17 protein-coding genes are annotated in these 19,892 nt (G+C 73.8%); 6 read left to right on the plus strand and 11 right to left on the minus strand.

Translation table 11 applies throughout. The features are described 5' to 3' along the window. Positions 1-5 precede the first annotated feature (5 nt). The gene (locus tag Msi02_RS18050; RefSeq protein WP_204049429.1) at positions 6-449 is read left to right on the plus strand and encodes a MarR family winged helix-turn-helix transcriptional regulator; all 444 of its coding nucleotides are present in this window, start codon (positions 6-8) and stop codon (positions 447-449) included. On the opposite strand, the gene Msi02_RS18055 is transcribed toward Msi02_RS18050, so the two are convergent. The 3 genes from Msi02_RS18055 to Msi02_RS18065 all read right to left on the minus strand — a co-directional run bounded on the left by Msi02_RS18055 (position 446) and on the right by Msi02_RS18065 (position 5,346). Beyond that, complete coding sequence (locus tag Msi02_RS18055) at positions 446-1,483, minus strand: hypothetical protein (RefSeq protein WP_204049430.1); 1,038 nt, start codon at positions 1,481-1,483, stop codon at positions 446-448. The two genes, Msi02_RS18050 and Msi02_RS18055, sit on opposite strands and share 4 nt — an antisense overlap. Further along, the gene (locus tag Msi02_RS18060) at positions 1,480-5,046 is read right to left on the minus strand and encodes a WD40 repeat domain-containing serine/threonine-protein kinase (RefSeq protein ID WP_204049431.1); all 3,567 of its coding nucleotides are present in this window, start codon (positions 5,044-5,046) and stop codon (positions 1,480-1,482) included. Before Msi02_RS18060 ends, Msi02_RS18055 begins: the two co-directional genes overlap by 4 nt. A gap of 114 nt (positions 5,047-5,160) precedes the next feature. Further along, on the minus strand, positions 5,161-5,346 hold the full coding sequence (locus Msi02_RS18065; RefSeq protein ID WP_204049432.1) for a hypothetical protein: 186 nt from the start codon (positions 5,344-5,346) through the stop codon (positions 5,161-5,163). 262 nt (positions 5,347-5,608) lie between these two features. On the opposite strand from Msi02_RS18065, the gene Msi02_RS18070 reads away from it, so the two are divergent. Beyond that, positions 5,609-6,208: a hypothetical protein gene (locus Msi02_RS18070; protein WP_204049433.1), complete on the plus strand. Its 600-nt coding sequence runs from the start codon at positions 5,609-5,611 to the stop codon at positions 6,206-6,208. Positions 6,209-6,345: 137 nt separating this feature from the next. After that, positions 6,346-7,338 (plus strand): Acg family FMN-binding oxidoreductase, encoded by a 993-nt coding sequence (locus tag Msi02_RS18075; protein WP_204049434.1) that lies wholly within the window; start codon positions 6,346-6,348, stop codon positions 7,336-7,338. A 17-nt stretch (positions 7,339-7,355) separates the two neighbouring features. Here Msi02_RS18075 and Msi02_RS18080 read toward each other — a convergent pair whose 3' ends face one another. From Msi02_RS18080 to Msi02_RS18090, 3 genes are all read right to left on the minus strand, one after another. Further along, the gene (locus Msi02_RS18080; RefSeq protein WP_204049435.1) at positions 7,356-8,339 is read right to left on the minus strand and encodes an ABC transporter substrate-binding protein; all 984 of its coding nucleotides are present in this window, start codon (positions 8,337-8,339) and stop codon (positions 7,356-7,358) included. A gap of 127 nt (positions 8,340-8,466) precedes the next feature. After that, complete coding sequence (locus Msi02_RS18085; protein ID WP_275414152.1) at positions 8,467-9,231, minus strand: amino acid ABC transporter ATP-binding protein; 765 nt, start codon at positions 9,229-9,231, stop codon at positions 8,467-8,469. Continuing rightward, complete coding sequence (locus tag Msi02_RS18090) at positions 9,228-10,196, minus strand: amino acid ABC transporter permease (protein WP_079318559.1); 969 nt, start codon at positions 10,194-10,196, stop codon at positions 9,228-9,230. Before Msi02_RS18090 ends, Msi02_RS18085 begins: the two co-directional genes overlap by 4 nt. A 315-nt stretch (positions 10,197-10,511) precedes the next feature. Here Msi02_RS18090 and Msi02_RS18095 point away from each other — a divergent pair, with 315 nt between their 5' ends. The 3 genes from Msi02_RS18095 (at position 10,512) to Msi02_RS18105 (ending at position 13,841) form a co-directional block, all read left to right on the plus strand. Next, complete coding sequence (locus Msi02_RS18095; RefSeq protein ID WP_204049436.1) at positions 10,512-11,210, plus strand: GNAT family N-acetyltransferase; 699 nt, start codon at positions 10,512-10,514, stop codon at positions 11,208-11,210. Between the two features lie 97 nt (positions 11,211-11,307). Beyond that, positions 11,308-12,660 (plus strand): NtaA/DmoA family FMN-dependent monooxygenase, encoded by a 1,353-nt coding sequence (locus Msi02_RS18100; protein ID WP_204049437.1) that lies wholly within the window; start codon positions 11,308-11,310, stop codon positions 12,658-12,660. Then, complete coding sequence (locus Msi02_RS18105; protein WP_204049438.1) at positions 12,657-13,841, plus strand: LLM class flavin-dependent oxidoreductase; 1,185 nt, start codon at positions 12,657-12,659, stop codon at positions 13,839-13,841. The genes Msi02_RS18100 and Msi02_RS18105 overlap by 4 nt, the downstream gene beginning before the upstream one ends. A 184-nt stretch (positions 13,842-14,025) precedes the next feature. Here the strand turns inward: Msi02_RS18105 and Msi02_RS18110 are convergent, their stop codons facing one another. The 5 genes from Msi02_RS18110 to Msi02_RS18130 are packed head-to-tail and all read right to left on the minus strand — an operon-like array spanning position 14,026 to position 19,871. Then, positions 14,026-15,672: a dipeptide ABC transporter ATP-binding protein gene (locus Msi02_RS18110; protein WP_204049439.1), complete on the minus strand. Its 1,647-nt coding sequence runs from the start codon at positions 15,670-15,672 to the stop codon at positions 14,026-14,028. After that, positions 15,669-16,511, minus strand: coding sequence for an ABC transporter permease (locus Msi02_RS18115; RefSeq protein ID WP_204049440.1), 843 nt, complete (start codon positions 16,509-16,511; stop codon positions 15,669-15,671). Before Msi02_RS18115 ends, Msi02_RS18110 begins: the two co-directional genes overlap by 4 nt. Continuing rightward, on the minus strand, positions 16,508-17,599 hold the full coding sequence (locus Msi02_RS18120) for an ABC transporter permease (protein ID WP_204049441.1): 1,092 nt from the start codon (positions 17,597-17,599) through the stop codon (positions 16,508-16,510). Before Msi02_RS18120 ends, Msi02_RS18115 begins: the two co-directional genes overlap by 4 nt. Next, on the minus strand, positions 17,596-19,206 hold the full coding sequence (locus Msi02_RS18125) for an ABC transporter substrate-binding protein (protein ID WP_204049442.1): 1,611 nt from the start codon (positions 19,204-19,206) through the stop codon (positions 17,596-17,598). The genes Msi02_RS18120 and Msi02_RS18125 overlap by 4 nt, the downstream gene beginning before the upstream one ends. Beyond that, positions 19,203-19,871, minus strand: coding sequence for a GNAT family N-acetyltransferase (locus Msi02_RS18130; protein WP_239108485.1), 669 nt, complete (start codon positions 19,869-19,871; stop codon positions 19,203-19,205). The genes Msi02_RS18125 and Msi02_RS18130 overlap by 4 nt, the downstream gene beginning before the upstream one ends. Positions 19,872-19,892: the final 21 nt, after the last annotated feature.

The following is a 19,892-nucleotide window of genomic DNA, read 5'->3' on the forward strand; positions in this document are numbered from 1 at the left end:
TACAGGTGACCACGACGACGACCACGAAGGCAGGCACGGAGTCGGCGTTCGCCACCGCGCTGGTGCGCATGTCCCACGTGGTGCAGTACGTCTTCGCCGATGTGAGCCGGGAGCACGGCGTCACCCCGCAGCAGGCGCAGTTGCTGTGCGTGCTGACCGGCGGCCCCATCGGCATGACCGAGCTCAGCCGCCTCCTCCACCTGGAGAAGTCCAGCCTCACCGGGCTCGTGGACCGGGTGGAGCGGCGCGGGTTCGTGACACGGGTCAGCCATCCTCGCGACCGCCGCGCCTGCCGGATCTCCCTCACGCCGGAGGGCGCGCGGCTCGGCGAGAAGGTGCACGGGGAGATCTGCGCGCGGCTGGACGTCCTGGGCGACGAGATGCCGGAGGCCGACAGGCTCCGGATCGCCACGGCCCTCACGGGCGTGGTCGCGCGCTACGCCACCTAGTTCGTGGTGAGCCTGCGGGCCGGCGACTTGCACGACCGGCGCTGCGCCGGGCTCTGCGAGTCGAAGCGGACCTGCCAGTCGCCGGTCGACGGCACCTTCTCGCGCAGCCGGAAGCCGCCGTCGGAGCCCGTCGTCGCCGACCCCCGCACGCTCTCGGCGCCGGCCCCGGACGGGTCGAACCAGAGCCGGACGCGCTGCTGGGGCAGCGGATCCCAGCGAGGGGGCTGTCCAGCGGGCTGCACCCGGACGAACAACGTGCCGATGTGGGTCGCCTGCCTGTTCCGCCTGCCGCTCTTGGGGCGCGCCGAATAGGTGATCTTGGTTTGCGCCCCGGCGGCGTTCACCGCCGAATGGACCTCGGCGCTCCGCGCCGCGGTGAGGCGCCCACGGTCCTCGGCGTCCGCGCGGAACTCCGCCGACCAGAACCCGGACTCGGTCGCCGTGACCGTCGCCTCGAACCGGCCCGACCTGCCGGTGACGACGCGCGCCACCTCCGTGCGGGACAGCAGGTCATCGGCCCGGAACAGCAGGGCGACCGTGCGGCCGGGAAGACCGCCCCAGTCCTCCTTCCCGGTGACCGCCTCCAGCCGGCCGGAGAAGGTCAGCCGGTTTCCCTCGTCGACCGGGTCGGGAGACAGCTCGAAGCCGCCGATCCTCGACCGCCGCAGCCCCTCCTCGAACCGGACCTCGAACTCCCGTTCCCCGGTCACGCCGCCGGCGCCGACCACGACGCGCCAGGTCCCCGCCGCCGCGTCCCGGCCGAACGCGTGCCCGGCCCTCCAGCGCTCCTCGAAGGGCGTGCGCTCCTCGCGCTCGAAGCCCAGGCCCGTACGGGACCCGTCCGGGGCCACCAGGTCGCCCTTCACCTCGGCGGACGGCCCGCTGGTGACCACCTCGAAGGTCGCCACGACCCGGCCCTCGCCGCCGATCGGGACGGGGTCGGGATCGACCTCGACCGACTCGATCTCCACGAGAGCGGCGCCGGCGACGGGCCGTCGCAGGAGCCGCGCGAGCAGGTGGCGGATGATCGTCATGTGGCTCGGCACACCTTCCGGTAGGGCGCCTCCGGCACGAGGCGCCGCCAGTCGTCATCTCCCAGGCCGCCGCCCGCCCGCGCGCACACCTCGTCCGCGGCCCGTTCCGGGTCGATCGTGTAGCGCCGCAGCGTCCCGTCCTGCCCGGCGCTGTAGAGGTAGCGCCCGTCCGCTCCGAAGGCGAGCGCGAGCACCCGGCCGGTGTGGACGGCGTACGGCAGGCCCAGCGGCGACCGCGTGCCGGCGTCCCACACGCGGACCTCGCCGCTCGTGCCGCCGGTGGCGATCAGCCGCCCGTCGGGCGAGTAGGCGAGCGCCACGACGTCGTCGAACCGTCCCTCCTCGGGCGCGAGCGTCCCCGTACGCCGCAGCGTGCGGGCGTCCCACAGGCCCACGCCCGCCTCGTGGAAGCCGGTGGCGATCGCCGAGCCGCCGGGGCTGAACGCGATCGACCGCACGCCGTCGAGGACGGGCCCGAAGGGGCGGCCGGTGACCGTCCCGGTGGCCAGGTCGACCAGGGCGGCGTCCCGCCCGCCGATCGCGAGGACCCGGCCGTCCGGGCTGACCGCCATGACGTCCCATCCGCTGTGGCGCGGGACGGGAATCTCCGCGCCGCGGGCGAGGTCCCACACCCGGACCGGCTCGTAGTCCTCGGCGACGGGCGCCACGGCGAGGACCCCGCCTCCGACCGCCAGCCCGCCCACCGAACCGGCGCCCGCGACCGGGACGCGGCGGAGCGGGCGTCCGTCCGGCACGCTCCAGAGGCTCACCGTCGTGGCGTGCCCCGGCGCCTCGCCCGCGGGAACGGAGGCGAGCGTGCGTACGTCGGGAAAGGCGAGCGCCCCGGACGGTGTGCCGCCGAGCGGCGGCCCGAGACCGACGCCCCTGGCCGGATCCCACAGGAGCGGCCCCTTCCCGGCCGGCGAGACGGCGAGCGTCCGCGCGCCCGGCGCGAAGGCGGCGGCGACCGCCGACGGGGACACCACAGTGGAGCGGGCCCCCGCCCCGGCGTCCACCGTGGCGACCCTGCCGCCGCTCAGCAGGTAGCGCAGCACCGGGCCGCCCGCCGCACCGGCGGCGACCCTGATGTCCGGCATGCCGGTGGTGTCCTCCGGCGTGGAGTAGGCCAGCAGTCCGCCGCCGTCCGCGCGCCACAGCCCGGCGCCGGTGCCGTCGAAGGTCAGGACGAGCCTGCCGCCGTCGCCGTACGCGAGCCAGACGGCGGAGGCGCCCTCCAGGACGGAGCCGCGACGGCGGCCGGTGGACAGGTCCCAGAAGCGGACGTCCTCGCCGCGGCCGACCGCGATCGTGCGGCCGTCGGGACTGAAGGCGATGGCGTCCGCCCGGCCACCCCCGGGGGCGGGAAGGCGCCGCGGGCCGCGCGGACGCCCCGCGACCGGCTCGTACAACCGGTATCGGCCGTCGTCCAGCAGCACGGCGGCGTGCCGCGCGGAGACCACGACGCCCTCCGCCCGCTCGTCGCGCACGTCGAGGAGTTCGGCACCGCGAAGGGCGTCCCAGACCTGGCCCCGATGGCCGGGCGCGAGCACGGCGAGGCGCCGGCCGTCCGGGCCGAACGTCATCTCCAGTGCGCCGTTCCCGAACCCCGGCCCGAGCGGACGGCCGGTGGACAGGTCCCACACGCGCAGACGCCCGCCGCCGGAAACCGCGAGGCGGCGGCCGTCGGGGCTGAGCGCGATGGCGTCGGGGGCCGGTCCGATGCCCCGGGCGCCCCCGGCCACGCGGTGCGCGGCCACCTCCCACAGGACCGCCCGGCCGGCGTCGGCGACGGCGAGCAGCCGGCCGTCCCCGCTCAGGTCGAACCGGGCTCCGGCGGTGACGGGCGGGGGCGGGTCGATCCGCCGCAGCGGCTGGGCGAGCGAGCTGTAGAGCGCCGCCCGCGCCTCGGGCACCCCGGCCAGCCGCCAGGCGGCCACGCTCAGCGCCATCGCCCGGGTGGGATCGGACGAGCGCGAGGTCTCGGCCAGGGCGGCGAGCCGCCGGGCCACGGCCACGTCCCGCTGCCGCTCGGCGGACGACTTCTGGTCGAGGGCCAGCCCGGCCGAGGCCGCCGTGACGGCCACGAGCGCGGCGAGCACGGCGGTGAGGCGGCGGCGCCGCCGGGCGCGGACCCGGGCGAGGCCCCGGGACGCGTCGAGGAACGCCTTCTCCAGCGTGTTCAGCGTGACGTGATGGCGCGCGGTCGCCGCCCAGCCGAGTGCCGTCTCCAGCGCCGTCCCCTGGTAGAGGTCGCCGGGACGCCGCCCGTGCAGGTCCCACATCCGGGCGGCCTCGGTCAGCGGCCGCTGCACCCGCAGGCCCGCCCGATCCGCGTCGACCCACTCGCGTAGCCGGGGCCAGGCGCGCAGCAGGGCGGACGCGGCGAGAGCGACCGTCTCGCCCTCCCGTACGACGAGGTCGGCGCGCGCGAAGCCCGACAGCACCCGGCCGGCCGTCTCCCGGTCGACCACGCCGTCGAGGAGCTCGTCCTCGGGCACCGGCCGGGGAAGGTCGTCGCCTCCCTCCCCCGGCGCGACCATGCGCAGCAGGATCCGCGGCACCAGCGCCTGGTCGGCCGGGACGAGCGCGCCGTACGCCTCCTCGGCCACGGCCGCGAGGGAGGGCGGCGCGACGGCCCTGGACGGCCCGAGACCCTCGGCCGTACGGGTGCCCTCCGCGAGCAGCGCCGCGCCTCCCGGCGACGAGTGCCCGAGCAGCGTCGCGAGGAGGGTGTCCGCGTCCGGCCTGGCCTCCGGGTTCTTGTCGAGCGCGCGAGCCACCAGGCCGCGCAGCGGCTCCCCGAGAGCCGTCAGATCCGGCTCGGCCGCCAGGATGCGGTGCAGCAGGGCCGCCACCCCGGTCAGCGCCTGCCCCGCCGCGTCCGGACCGCCGCCGCGTACGGGCAGGCGCGCGGCCCCCTCGGCGAACGGCTCCCGGCCGGTGGCGGCGAACAGCGTCACGGCTCCCCAGGCCCAGACGTCGACGGCAGGGCCCGTCCGTGCCCCGAGCACGCTCTCGGGAGCCATGAACGCCGGTGTGCCGGCGACGTGGCCGGTCGTCGTCAGCGACATGTCGGCGGTCCGCGCGATGCCGAAGTCGATGACCCGCGGGCCGTCGGGGCCGATCAGCACGTTGTCCGGTTTGAGGTCGCGGTGGACCACGGACGCCCCGTGGATGGCGGCCAGCGCCGTCGCGATGCCCGTGGCGAGGCGGTGCAGCTCCCCCGGCCCGTACGGCCCGTCCCGGGCGACCGCCGCGCGCAGGCTCGGCCCGGCGACGAACTCGCTCACGATGTACGGCTGGGGGCCCTCCAGGTCGGCGGCGATGACCCTGGCCGTGCAGAAGGGCGCGACCCGGCGCGCGGCGGCGACCTCCTTGGCGAACCGCGCCCTCGCCCGCGCGTCCCCCGGCCCGCCCGCCGGGCGGAGGACCTTGACGGCCACCCGGCGGCCGGCCTCGTCGTAGGCCTCGTACACGACGCCCTGTCCGCCCTCGCCCAGGCGGCCGGCCAGCCAGTAGCCGCCGAGCCTGCGCGGATCGCCGGGGAGCAGGACGGTCGCCATCCAGACCTCCCGCCAGCCGGAGACCGCATGCCCCGATCGTGCTACGGGGATCCGGCGCCGCCAAGACCCCTGCGGCGCGCTCGACCAGGCACAGGGCCGCTCGATCAAGTCGTTCTAGCGCCCGACCATCTTGATGTGCACCGCGCCGTACCGGTCTCCGGCCACCCCCACACGGGTCGCCAGGGCATCGAGGCCGGCCCGCTCATCCGCGCACAGTCCACCGCGGTGGCGGCGGAGCGCCGAACCCGATACCGCGGCCCACGACGGGCTCACCCTCCTGGCCAGCTGGGCCTCCACCATCGACCAGACCGAACCGCTCCCGGACAGTGATCCGGCGCCCGCCCCGACTCCACGCGAACAGGACACCGCTCGTCGGTACACCCCACCGGGCTCGGCCCCGGCCACCGACCCGGAAAGCCCGATCTGACGGGCTTGGACCGAAAGTCCCACGATCACGGGACTTCGAGACGACCGGAGCGTGCCGTACGGCTCCTGCGGCATGGCCGGTGATCGCGGTTTCCTTGAGGTGTCGAAAGAGAAAAGACGTTGAAAGGGGCCGGTCATGGCCATCACCGAAGGGCGTAACCAGAGGAACCACCGCCTCGACGCCGCCGCTCCCACCGGCGCGGTCACCGTCCCCGCCCCCCGCGCGCACAGCGAGGCGATCCCCGCCACCACCCGCCCGGTGCGGTACGTGTGGGCCGCCGCCCGGATCGCGATCGGCTGGGTGTTCCTGTGGGCCTTCCTGGACAAGCTGTTCGGCTGGGGCTTCGCCACTCCCGCCGCCAAGGCCTGGATCAACGGCGGCAGCCCGACCACCGGCTTCCTGAAGGGCACCGCCGACCACACCTTCGGCGGCCTGTTCAACACCCTCGCGGGCCAGGCCTGGGTCGACTGGCTGTTCATGACCGGCCTCGCCGGTATCGGCGCCGCCCTCATCCTCGGCGTGGGCATGCGCATCGCCGCCACCACCGGCGGACTGCTCCTGCTGATGATGTGGGCCGCCGAACTGCCGCTGACCACCAACCCCTTCATGGACGAGCACATCGTCTACGCCATCGTCCTGGCGGGCCTCGCCCTCGCCGGCGCCGGCACCACCCTCGGACTCGGTAAGTGGTGGGCCGCCACTCCCCTGGTCCGCCGCCTCCCGATCCTCAAGTAGACCGATCCTCACGCAGCAGACTCCGGCGCCCACCCCCTGCCCCCTGGGGGTGGGCGCCGGCTCGGCCGGGCCGCCCAGCGCGCTTCCAAGGTGACGACAGCGGGCCCCCGCGGAAGACTTCCAAGAGAAGGTGCGCCGTGAATTCTCCCTTCGCCACAGAACTCGCCTTCCACCGGCTGCTCACCGCCGCCGGGCAGGCGCCCTCGGTGCTCAACACGCAGCCCTGGCGGCTCGAAGCGGTTCACGGGGAGTTCGCCGAACTGCTGGCCGACCCCGACCGGCGGCTCCGGGTCAGCGACCCTCGCGGGCGCTCGCTGCACGTCAGCTGTGGCGCCGCCCTGTTCAACCTCCGGCTCGCCGTGCGGACGGCCGGTCACCGGCCGCTGGTCTGGCTGCTGCCGAACACCGCGGAGGAGCCGCGGCTCCTGGCCGCCGTCCGCGTGTCGCCGTACCGGCCGGCCCCTGTGCGAACGCGCGAACTGTACGACCGCATCGGCCTGCGCCGGACCAACCGGGAGCCGTTCAGCGAACGGCGGGTCCCCGAGCATGTGCTCGCGGACCTGCGCGACGCGGCCGCTCGTGAGGGGGCCTGCCTGGTCATGCTCGGCCGGCACGCCGCGGCGGACCTGCTGGAGCACGTCGCCGTCGCCGACGACGAGCTGGCCAAGGACGGCGGCTACCAGGCCGAGCTGCGGGCGTGGACGATGAGCGGAAACCGCCGCGACGGCCTGCCGTCCTACGTGCAGGGGCCCGGCTGCGCCGACGACCCGGCGCCGGTCCGGGACTTCGGACTGCACAGGGAGCGTGGGCCGGTCCACTTCGAGTCCCGTCCCCAGCTTGCGGTGCTCACCACGGCGGGCGACGGCCCCCTCGACTGGCTGCGTGCCGGACAGGCGTTGCAACGCCTGCTGCTGACCGCCACCGTCCACGGTGTCTCGGCCTCGTTCCTCAACCAGCCGCTCGACCTCCGCGACATGCGCCGCCGCAGCGATCCCCACCACCGGCGCGGGCACATCCAGATGATCATCCGGCTGGGGTACGGCCCGGCGGTCCCCCGGGCGCCCCGCCGCCCCGCCGCGGAACTGAGAAGAACCGCTCCGGCCCGAACCCGCGAAAGCTGCGCGGTGTGAGCCGGAGCCGAGGCGGCCTACTGCTCGCGGGGCAGGCCGGGCGGGTTGACCAGGGATTCGGGGACTGCCTCGTTGGACAGGCCCCAGCGGGCGAGGACCTTGGCGTAGGTGCCGTCCTTGATGAGGGCGTTGAGGGCGTCGGCGATCGGCTTGGCCAGCCCGTTGCCCTTCTGCGTCATCGCGGCGATGAGCCCCTGGAGCGTGGGCCCGGCGCCGGAGTAGGTGCCGACGATCTTCGTGTCGCCGCTCACCGCGGCATGGTAGGCCGAGGTGGGATTGGGTGCGAAGTACGCCTGGATCCGGCCGGACTTGAGCGCCAGGTAGGTGTCGGCCGCCTGCTTGTAGTACTGGATCTGAGCGGGCTTCAGCCCGGCGGCGCGGTTCTGCTTGTCCCAGCCCAGCAGGATCTTCTCCTGGTTGGTGCCCGAGCCCACCGCCACGCTGAGACCGGCGACGTCGGCCGGCTTGGCGATCGACGTGATCTTGCTGTTCTTCGGCACCTCCCAGGCCAGCTGGTCCAGCCGGTAGGTGGCGAAGTCGTAGATGTCCTTGCGCTCCTCTGTGACGGTGATGTTGGAGAAGCCGGCCGCGTACTTGCCGGACCGCACCGCGAGGAACAGGTTCTCCCACGACGTGGCCTCGATGCGCAGCTTCAGGCCGAGCACGTCGGCGACGAGGGAGGCGAGGTCCTCCTCCACCCCGATCGGGGTGACGTTGTCGTCGGCGACGAACGACAGCGGCGGCTCGAACGTGGAGGTGCCGATCAGGAACTCCCCCTTGGCCCGGATCGCGGCGGGCACCTCGGCGGCGATCGCCTCCACCTTCTCGGCCCGGATCCGGTTCTGCTCCGGACTCGTGTTGATCTTCAGTACGCCGGGCGGGGCCGCGGCAGCGGCGGCGGCGCCGCCGCTGCCGGCCGCGCCGTCGTCGGGCACCGTGCCGCAGGCGGCGAGCAGCAGCAGGGCGGACACGCCGAGCACGGATAACCGGGATGGTGACATGGATCGTCCTTCAGGGGTTGGAGCGTTCTGCTCAGGGATTCAGAGCACGATGCGGAGGGGTTCGGAGAACCTTGCTGAGGGGTTCAGAGAACCCTGCTAAGAGGTTCAGAGAACCCTGCTGAGAGGTTCAGAGAACCTTGCTGAGGAAGGCGCGCGTACGGTCGTGCCTCGGCCGGTCGAGCACTAGCCCGGGCGGGCCCTGCTCGATGATCTGACCGGCGTCCATGAAGACCACGGTGTCGGCGACCTCGCGGGCGAAACCGATCTCGTGGGTCACGACGATCATGGTGGTGCCGCTGCGGGCGAGCGCCTTCATCACTTCCAGCACCTCGCCCACCAGCTCGGGGTCGAGCGCCGAGGTGGGCTCGTCGAACAGCACGACCTTGGGCCGCAGGGCCAGGGCCCGGGCGATCGCGACGCGTTGCTGCTGTCCCCCGGACAGCTGCCGCGGGTAGGCGCCGGCCTTGTCGGACAGGCCCACCTGCTCGAGCAGCTCGGTCGCCAGCGCCTCGACCTCGTCCCGGGGGCGGCGCTGGGCCGAGATGGGGGCCTCGGTCACGTTCTCCCTGACGGTGAGATGGGGGAACAGGTGGAAGTTCTGGAAGACGAAGCCGATCTGGGTGCGCCGGCGCAGGATGTCGCGTTCCCGCAGCTCGTGCAGCCGGTCTCCGGACCGCCGGTAGCCGACGAACTCGCCGTCGATGGCGACGTACCCGCGGTCGATCTTCTCCAGGTGGTTGATGCTGCGCAGCAGCGTCGACTTGCCCGACCCGGACGGGCCGATGATCACGGTCACCTCGCCGGGCTGGACCCGCAGGTCCACCCCGCGCAGGACCTCCAGGGGGCCGTAGCTCTTGTGCACGCCGCGCACGTCGACCATGGGTGCGCTCATCGCCGCCCGCCTCCGTCCCCGGCCGGGCGCTGCCGCCGGGCGGCCCGCCGTACGGTGAGGATCCGGCGCACCCGCTGCACCGGCGTGGGCGGCAGGGCCCGCGCGAGGCCCCGGCCGAACCTGCGTTCCACGTAGTACTGCGCGGCCGACAGCACCGTGGTGAGGACGAGGTACCAGATCGCGGCCACCAGCAGCATCGCGATCACCCGGCCGTTGCGGTTGTAGATCACCTGGACCTGGTAGAACAGCTCGGGCAGCGCCATGATGTAGACGACCGAGGTGCCCTTGACCAGGCCGATGATCTCGTTGCCCGCTGCCGGGACGATCGACCGCATGGCCTGCGGAAGCTGGATCCGGAAGATCTGCCTGGCCCTCGGGATGCCGAGAGCGGCGGCCGCCTCCAGCTGGCCCGGGTCCACCGACAGGAAGCCCCCGCGCACGATCTCCGCGGCGTACGCCGCCTGGTGCAGCGCCAGGCCGAGCGCGGCGGCCGTCACCGGTCCGATCAGGTCCATCGAGCCGACGGAGAAGAACGCGGGCCCGAACGGCACCCCGAACGAGATCTGCTTGTACAGGGCGGCGAGGTTGTACCAGAACAGCAACTGCAGGATGAGCGGCACCGAGCGGAACAGCCACACATAGCCCCAGGCCGCCGACGCGAGCAGCGGGACGCGCGACAGCCGCATCAGCGCGAGCACGGTCCCCAGCAGGAAGCCGAGCACGATGCCGAGCGCGGTCAGCTCCACGGTGAACAGCACCGCGTGCAGCACCGAGGGATGGAACAGGTACGCGCCGACGACCGGCCAGTCCCAGGCCGGATTGGTGACCAGCGCGTTGACCGCCATCGCCAGCAGCACGGCCACCACGGCGCCGGCGATCCAGCGTCCCGGGTGCCGTGCCTTGATCACGGTCAGCGAGCCGGCGGACTCCGCCGCCGTCTCCTCCAGCACGGCGGGCGCGGTCATCGTGCCTCCGTGGCGTCGGATAAGTGGACGTGATTGAGCGCGAAGGGCTCGACAGTCATGGATCAACCCTCCCGGCGACCGCGCCGATCGCGGGCGTCCGACATTTCTCTATCTTCAGCACAGGGAGGGAATACCGTCAAGACCTACTTGTTTAGTAGGTAATTGCCTAGGATGCGTCCGCAGGAGGACGAGTGACAGGAGATCCGATGCCGAAGGCATGCGCATTCCCCCCGTACGGCGGCACCCGCGGCGAGACGGCCATGGAGGTGAGCGCGTGAGCACCGGACACGGCGACGCGTCCCGGGGAGGGCCGCGGTGAGCGAGCGGCACCTTCTGGACAACCCCGCGTGGGCGTCGCTGACCGGCCCGCACGCGCACTTCGCCGAACGGTACGGCAACGCGGCGCGCTACCCGGACGACGTCTCCCCGTTCTTCGCTCTGCCCGACGAGCCCGGCCCCGCGGACTGGAGCGACCTCGCCGCGCTCGCGGGGCCCGGCGCGACGGTCCCGGTCACCGGCGCCGCCGCCGCGGTGCCGGACGGATGGGAGGTGGTCTCGAACGGCGCGGGCGTGCAGTTGGTCGGCGACGACGTGGTCCCGGCACCCGACGACGAGGCGGTCCGCCTTGAGGCGGCGGACGTGCCGGAGATGCTGGACCTCGTCGCGCGCACGCAGCCGGGCCCGTTCCGGCCGCGCACCATCGAGATGGGCACCTATCTGGGCATCCGCCGCGGCGGTGCGCTGGTCGCGATGGCCGGGGAGCGGCTGCACCCGCCCGGCTGGACGGAGATCAGCGCGGTCTGCACCGATCCGGCCTTCCGCCGCCAGGGCCTGGCGTCCCGGCTGGTGCTGGCCGTCGCCGCCGGCATCCGCGCCCGTGGCGAGACCCCGTTCATGCACGCCGCCGCGAGCAACACCACGGCGATCCGCGTGTACGAGGCGCTCGGCTTCCGTCTCCGCCGGCGGACGGCGTTCGTCGCCGTCCGCGTGCCCGCCGACGTGCCGGTCGGATGAGCCCGAGTCCGGGCGATTGACGACAAAACCCTCTATACCTACTGTGTTAGTAGGTTTAGCGGAGGCGCAAACCGGGCCGAGACATCAGGAGTCCCCCGTGACCAAGCAGATCCATCTCGCCGCGCACTTCCCCGGCGTGAACAACACCACGGTCTGGTCCGACCCCGCATCGGGCAGTCAGATCGATTTCGACTCGTTCCGCCACCTGGCCCAGACGGCCGAACGCGGGAAGTTCGACTTCTTCTTCCTGGCCGAAGGACTGCGGCTGCGCGAGGCGAAGGGCCGCATCCACGACCTGGACGTCGTGGGACGCCCGGAGTCGCTCACGGTCCTTTCCGCCCTGGCCGCCGTCACCACGCACCTGGGGCTCGCCGCGACGGTGAACTCCACCTTCAACGAACCGTACGAGGTGGCGCGACGGCTGGCCACGCTCGACCACCTGAGCGGAGGCCGGGCCGCGTGGAACGTGGTGACCAGCTTCGACGCCTTCACCGGGGAGAACTTCCGCCGGGGCGGCTTCCTGGCCGAGGCCGACCGGTACACCCGGGCGAAGGAGTTCCTGCAGACCGCCAGGGAGCTGTGGGACTCGTGGGCATCGGACGCGGTGGCCGCGGATCCGGAGTCGGGGCGGTTCCTGCGGCCCGGCGGCGTCACCTCCTTCCGCCACCAGGGCAGGCACTTCGACATCTCCGGGCTGTTTAACGTGCCGCGCGGCCCGCAGGGCCACCCGGTGATCATCCAGGCCGGCGACTCCGACGAGGGCCGCGAGTTCGCGGCGTCGTCGGCTGATGTGATCTTCAGCAGGCACAGCAAGCTGGAGGAGGGCCGCGCCTTCTACCGTGACGTCAAGCGCAGGCTCGCCGCGTACGGACGGCGGCCGGAGGAGCTGAAGATCCTTCCCGCCGTGACGTACGTGCTCGGCGACACCGAGGCCGAGGCCGCCGAACGGGCCGCCGAGATCCGCCGTGCGCAGGTCAGCCCGCAGACGGCGATCTACTTCCTGGAGGCCGTGTGGGGCCGCGACCTGTCGGGATACGACCCGGACGGCCCGCTGCCCGACGTCGAGCCGAACCTGGACGAGGGCGTGTCCAAGGGCCACGCGGCGTTCCGCCGTGACCGCGGCGAGCTGGTGGCCAAGTGGCGCGCCCTCGCCGAGGAGAAGAACCTGTCGATCCGCGAGCTCGCCATCGAGGTCTCCGCGCCGCAGACCTTCATCGGCACGCCGCGGTCGGTCGCCGACGAGATCGATCACTTCGTGCAGACCGACGCGGCCGACGGCTTCATCTTCGTGCCCCACCTGACTCCCGGCGGGCTGGACGACCTGGTCGATAAGGTCGTCCCCCTGTTGCAGGAGAAGGGCGTGTTCCGGACCGATTACACCGGGCCCACCCTCCGCGACCACCTCGGCCTCGCCCCCCGCACTCCGAACCGTACCGAGGAGACCTCATGACCCTGCATCTCGCCGTCGCGCTTGACGGGGCGGGCTGGCACCCGGCCGCGTGGCGGGCCGAAGGCGCGCGGCCGGACCGGCTGTTCACCCCTGGCTACTGGGCCGAACTCGTCGCGGAGGCGGAGCGCGGCCTGCTCGACTTCGTCACCTTCGAAGACGCGCTCGGCCTCCAGTCCTCCCACCTCAACGAGCCCGACGGGCGCCTCGACCAGGTGCGCGGGCGGCTCGACGCGGTGCTGATCGCGTCGCGCGTGGCCCCGCTGACCTCGCGGATCGGCCTCGTGCCGACCGCCGGCACGACCCACACCGAGCCGTTCCACGTCGCGATCGGCATCGCCTCGCTCGACCACATCAGCCGCGGCAGGGCCGGCTGGCGGCCCCAGGTCTACGGCCGCCCCGACCACGTCGCGCACTTCGGCCGTCGTTCCCCGTTCCCGCCGCAGGACTACTCCCCCGACCGGGATCCCGTCTTCGGCAAGCACGTGCTGGACCTGTTCGCCGAGGCCACCGACGCGGTCGAGGTGGTCCGCCGCCTGTGGGACAGCTGGGAGGACGACGCCGAGATCCGCGACGTCGCGACGGGCCGCTTCATCGACCGCGACAAGCTCCACTACATCGACTTCCGCGGCGAGTGGTTCAGCGTGAAGGGCCCGTCGATCACGCCGCGCTCCCCGCAGGGCCAGCCGCTGGTCACCTCCCTGGCCCACGACACGCTGCCGTACGAGTTCGCGGCCCGGTCCTCCGACGTCGTGTACGTCACGCCACGCGACCGGGAGGACGCCACCGCGATCGTCGAGAGCGTCCGGGCGGCGGAGGCGGCCGTCGGACGCACCGAGCCGCCGTTGCGGATCTTCGCGGATCTGGTGGTCTTCCTCGACGCCCACGACGCGGCCGGCCGCAAGGCCCGGCTGGACGACCTCGACGGCGCCGAGCTCGACTCGGACGCGCACGTCTTCACCGGCACCCCCGAGGAGCTCGCCGGGCTGCTGCTGGAGTGGCGGGAGGCGGGTCTGGAGGGATTCCGCCTCCGGCCGGGCGTGCTGCCTCACGACCTCGCGGCGATCACCCGTGGCCTGGTGCCCGCGCTGCAGAACGCGGGCGCGTTCCGGACGGCGTACGACACGGCGGACCTGCGCGGGCGGCTCGGGCTGGCCCGCCCCGCGAGCCGCTACGCGGCATAGAGCCGCGTGAGGGGCGAGCCGGCGCCGACCGCTCGCCCCTCACCCGGGACCACGCGGGCGGGATCCCGACACCCAGCCCGGGCTGTCCGGTCCGATGTCGGGGCAGCTCTCGTGGATTGCGTTTGTGGCCCACCTGAAGACGTCAGCGGCGGCGTTTCGCTGCCGGCGCCCAGCGGAGCACGGCTCACGCCGAGGGCGCGGGGCCGGGGAGCCGGGGCACGGCCGCGAGCAGCTCCCGGGTGTACGGGTGCCGGGGGTGATGGAAGACCTCGCCGGCGTCCCCCTCCTCCACCACGCGGCCGTCCTTCATCACCAGGACCCGGTCGCTCAGGTGGCGGACGACGCCCAGGTCGTGGGAGATGAACAGCAGCGCCGTGCCGTCCTCGGCCTGGATCTCGGTCAGCAGGTCGAGCACCTGGGCCTGGATCGACACGTCGAGCGCGGAGACGGGCTCGTCGCAGATCAGCACCTCGGGCCGGGACGCGAGCGCGCGGGCGATGGCCACGCGCTGCCGCTGGCCGCCGGACAGCTCCCGGGGACGCCTGCCGAGCAGTTCGGGCGGCAGCCCGACCCGGCCCAGCAGTTCGACGGCGCGCTCCCGGCGTCGCCGCCTCGGCAGCGCGGAGAGCGGGTCGGTGACCAGACGGCCCACAGTGTGACGCGGGTCGAAGGAGTCCAGCGGGTTCTGCGCGATCACCTGGACGGCGGGGCGGAGCGGGCGCCGCTGCCGCTCGGGCAGGCCGCTCCACGGGCCTCCCCGCAGGGTCACCTCCCCCGCGTCCGGCGCGAGCAGGCCGAGGGCCAGCCGCGCGAGGGTCGTCTTGCCCGATCCCGACTCGCCGACCACGCCGAGCGTCTCCCCCGCGTGCAGGCGGAAGGAGACGTCGTCCACGGCCCTGCGCGAGCCGTACGCGACCGACAACCCCGTGGCGGCGAGCACGGGATCGCGTGGGGCGGCCTCCGGGGAGCGCTGCGGCCGGCGCGGCACGGCGGAGGCGGAGGGCACGGCGGCCAGCAGGGCCCGGGTGTAGTCGTGCCGCGGAGCCGTCAGCACCTCGCGCGCCGGCCCCTCCTCGACCACCAGGCCGTCCTTCATGACCAGGACGCGGTCGGCGACCGCGGCCACCACGGCGAGGTCGTGGCTGATCATCAGCAGCGCCGTCCCGGCCGCCTTGCGGTCCGCGAGCAGCCGCAGGATCTGGGCCTGCACGGTCACGTCGAGGGCGGTCGTGGGCTCGTCGGCGATGATCAGCTCCGGCTCCGCGGCGATGGCGGAGGCGATCAGCGCCCGCTGCCGCAGCCCGCCGGACAGCTGGTGCGGGTGCTGCCGCACGCGCACCTCGGGGTCCGGGACGCCCACGGCCTCCAGCAACGCCCGGACGCGCTCCGGGCGGGCCTGGCGGGGCACCACGTCATGTTCCGCCAGCACCTCGGTGATCTCGGCCCCCACGGTGCGCAGCGGGTCGAGCGAGACCAGGGCGTCCTGCAGGACCAGCCCGGCGAACCGGCCTCGCACGCGGCGCCACTCGCGCGGGCCGAAGGTCAGGGCGTCCTCGCCGCCGACGCGGAAGGCCGACGCCTGCACCTTCGCGCCCGGGCCGGCCAGGCCGATGAGGGCGCGGGCCGTGACGCTCTTGCCCGACCCCGACTCGCCGACCAGGGCGACGCACTCCCCCGGCGCGATCGACAGCGACAGTCCGCGTACGGCCTCGACGCCGGAGGCGGGGAAGGAGACCCGCAGGTCCTCCACCGCGACGAGCGGCGGAGCGGCGGCGGGGCCGGGGGCTGAGTCGGGGGCGGAGTCGGCACGGGTGATCGCGAGCTCTGTCATGGTGTCCTTCCCTCGAAACGCCGCTGGAGGTGCCGCCCGGCGACCGTCAGGCACACGACCGACAGGGTGAGGGCCACTCCCGGAGAGAAGGCCACCCACGAGGCCACGCGCAGGTAGTCCCGCGACTCGGCCAGCATGGTGCCCCACTCGGGGGCGGGCGGCTGGGGGCCCATGCCGAGGAAGCTGAGGCCCGATGTGGCGATGACGGCCTGGCCGAGCCCCATCGTGGCCAGCACGGGGACGGGCCCGACGACGTTGGGCAGCACGTGCCGGGCGACGACGCGGGCCCGCGAGTGGCCGAAGGTCACCGCCTGCTCGACGTAGCCGGAGCGGCGCACGACGAACGTCTGCGCCCTGACCACCCGCGCGTACGTGGGGATCTGGGCGATCCCGATCGCGGCGACGACGTTCCACGTGCCGGGGCCCGTGATGGCGATCACCAGGAGCGCGAGCAGCAGCTCGGGGAAGGTCGACAGCACGTCGAACAGGCGGGCGAGCGCCTCACCTGCCAGGCGGGTCGCCAGCCCGGCGGCCAGGCCCAGCAGCGAGCCCGCGCCCACCGCGAGCGCGGTGGCGAGGACCCCGATGCCGAGCGAGTGGCGGGCGCCGTACACGACGCGGGCGAGCACGTCGCGGCCGAGGTGGTCGGTGCCGAGCGGATGGCCCCCGCCGGGCGGGGCCAGCGCCCGCAGCGGGTCGGCCGCCAGCGGGTCGACCCGGGTGACCAGGCCGGGGGCCGCAACGGCGACGACCAGCACGGCCAGGACGAGCAGGGCGAGGACGAGGCCGGGGCGCGAGCGGGCGCCGGGCCTGACAGCGGGTGCGGCGACGGCCATCATGCGCTCCTGAGCCGGGGGTCGATGAGCCGGTAGGCGAGGTCGAGCAGGGCGCTGATCGTCACGTACACCGCCGCGGACAGGATGACGACGGCCATCACGACCGGCATGTCCTTGGCGCTGACGGCCTGCATGGTCACCCGGCCGAGCCCCGGACGGCCGAAAAGGGCCTCGGTGATGACGGCCCCGCCGAGCAGGACGCCGGTGAACCAGCCGGTGAGGGTGACGGCCGGAAGAAGCGCGTGCCGCAGCGCGTGCCGGGCCACCACGGCCCGCTCGCTGAGGCCGCGCGAGCGGGCGGTCACCGCGAACGGCTGTTCAAGCGCGCGTTCCAGGCCCTCCCTGAGCACCTGCCCGAGCACGCCGGCGACGGGCAGTCCGAGCGCCAGCGCGGGGAGGACGAGCGCCTGCGGGTCGGCCGCACCCGAGACGGGGAACCAGCCGAGCGAGAACGAGAACACGAACAGCAGCACGATGCCGATCACGAACTGCGGCACCGACACCGCCACCAGTTCGGCGGCGGAGACGATCCGGCGCGGCCAGACCGACCTGCCCGCCGTCGCCACCGCCAGGACGAGCGCCAGCACCACGCCGACCGCGGCGGCCGCCAGGGTCAGCCGCACGGTCGGGCCCACCTGCCCGGCCAGGACCTCGCCGACGCCGCGCTGCAGCTGGTAGGAACGGCCGAGGTCGCCGTGCAGCAGGCGGCCGAGATAGCTCAGGTAGCGCACGGCCCCGGGCCGGTCCAGCCCCCACTCGGCAATGATCTGCGCGCGGATCTCCGGCGTGTCGGCGCCGTCGCCCACGAGGATGTCGACGGTGTCGCCCGGGGCCAGCAGCAGGGCCGCGTACGCGGTCGTGGCGGCCGCCCACAGCACGGCCACGGCCGAGACGAGCCGCCGCACCGGCGCGCCCAGCCAGCCGGGCACGCGCAGGGCCGAGAGCCGCCGCCACGCGGGCGGCCGGGCCACGGGCGGCCGGGTCGCGGTGGTCGGTGTCGCGGAAATCAGTGTCGTGGACGGCGGTGTCGTGGACGGCGGTGTCGTGGACGGCGGTGTCGTGGGCTGCCGGGCCGGTGGCGCCGCCGTCATGCGGCGATCCGCACGTCGTAGACGCCGCGCGGCGTGCCGGACACGGGGTCGAAGCCCAGGCCCTGCACGTTCCTGCTCGCCGCGATCTGGTCGGAGGGGACGTAGATGGGGAAGACGATCGCCTCGTCGGCCACCACCTTGCGCTGGACCTTGGCGTACAGCGCCTTCCGCTTGGCGGCGTCGGAGCTCGCCGACGCGTCGGCGAGCCATCCGTCGAGGGCGGCGTCCTCGTAGTGGGTGCGGTTGATGGCCCCGCCCTTCGGCAGGATGAGGTTGAGCGCGGCCCCGACGTCGGAGTCGCCGCGCGAGTTCTCGAAGATCTCGTACGCGTCGTCGTCGAGCGCCTTCTGCGCCGTGCCCTGGTCCACGATCTTCACCTGGAAGTCGATCCCCGCCGTCTGCTTGACCTGCGCCTGGATGGCCTGGGCCAGGATGTCCCTGCGGTCGCGGACGAACGGCGCCGACGCCACCGAGCGGACCGTCAGCCGCTTGCCGTCCTTGACCCGGTAGCCCTCGGCGTCGCGCCCGGTCCAGCCCGCCGCGTCGAGCAGCGCGTTCGCCTTGGCGGCGTCCCCGCCGTACGTCCTCTCCAGGGACGGGTCGTAGAAGGGGCTGGTGTCGCCGACGACGCTCCAGGCCCGCTTGGCCGTGCCCTGGTAGACGGAGGCCAGCACGGCGTCGACGTCGACGGCCTCCCGGAACGCCTGCCGCACCCGCTTGTCGTCGAAGGGCGGGTGGGAGGTGTTGAAGTAGTAGGAGAACGACGTGCCGGAGTTGAGCGCCGACTGGAAGGACAGCCCCGGGTCCTGCTTGATCGACTGGACGTCGGTGGCCGGGACGCCCTCGACGACCTGGACCTGCCCGGAGGTGAGCGCGCCGATGCGGACGGCCGCCTGCGGCAGGAAGCGGTAGGTGACCTCCGACAGGTACGCCGGTCCCTGGTGGGCGCTGCCCTGCGGCGCCCAGTTGTAGCGGGGGTTACGCCGGTAGTGGACCTCCTGGCCCTTCACGTACCGGTCGAGGACGAACGGGCCGGTCCCGACCACGTCCGGGCCGCCGGCCTTCAGGTCCTTGGCCTCCCGGAGCGACTTCGGCGACACCTGCCCGGCGTACGGCGAGGCGAGGAAGTCGAGGAACAGTCCGTCCGGCTCCTTCAGCGTGATCTTCAGGGTGGTGGGCGAGAGCACCTCGGCCTTGTCGAAGGCGTGCAGCTGGATGGCGGCGACCGTCGGGTTGTAGCCGGGCTCGCGCAGCTTGTCGAAGTTCGCCTTCACCGCGGCAGCGTCGAACTTCGTGCCGTCCTGGAAGGTGACGTCGTCACGCAACTCCAGGGTGTAGGTGCGCCCGTCGTCGGAGACCTTCCACGACCGGGCGAGCCACGGGACGAACGACCCGTCCTTCCCGCGCGCGAGCAGCGCGTCGAACTGGTTGAACACCAGCAGCCTGGCCTTGTTCTGCGCCCACAGATGGGGGTTGAACGTGATGGGCTCGGTCTCGACGGCCCACGTCAGAGAGGTGCCGCCCGCCTGCGCGGCCGGCGTCTCGGAACCGCACGCGGCCAGGGCCGCGACGAGGATGAGGGGAAGCGCGCCCCTGATGACCTTCACAGTGGTCCTCCTGCTGTGCCCGCGTGGAACGCCTCGGACTCCGGCAGCGGGTCCCGCCCGGGAATGCCGGGACGGACGCCGGAGAGATCCTTGACGAAGGGAAGGGGGCCGCGGACGGGACGGTCGTCCACGTCGAACAGCGGCGTGTATCCGGCGGCCAGGTAGAGCGCGGCCGCCTCCGGCTGCCGGGGGCCGGTCGTGAGGTAGACGCGGCGATACCCACGTACGGCCGCCTCGCGCTCCAGCGCGCGCACCACGGCCCGGCCGAGCCCCCGACGCCGGTGTGAAGGGTGGGACCAGATCCGCTTCAGCTCGGCCGTGACCGGGTCGTACCTGCGGAACGCGCCGCCCGCGACGGTCTCGCCGCCGGAGACGAGGACCAGGAACGCCCCGTGGGGCGGGGCGAACTCGTGTGCCGGGAAGCGCGCGAGCTCGTCGTTGGGACCGTAGCGGGCCGTGTACTCCGCACTGAGGCCGGCCAGCAGCGGTTCCGCCTCGGGATCGCCGACCCCGACGTGGCGCACCTCGTAGCCCGCGTAGTCCGGCACCCCGTAGTCCCGCACCCCGTAGTCCCGCACCGCGTAGTCCCGCACCGCGTAGTCCGGCGCCGCGTGGTCGGGCGCACCGCCGCCGGCGCGGCCGCGCTCCCCCGCCGTCGCGCTCACGAGGCGCGCCTGCGAGGATCG

The sequence above is a fragment of the Microbispora siamensis genome (assembly GCF_016863095.1).
Taxonomy (GTDB): Bacteria; Actinomycetota; Actinomycetes; order Streptosporangiales; family Streptosporangiaceae; genus Microbispora; species Microbispora siamensis.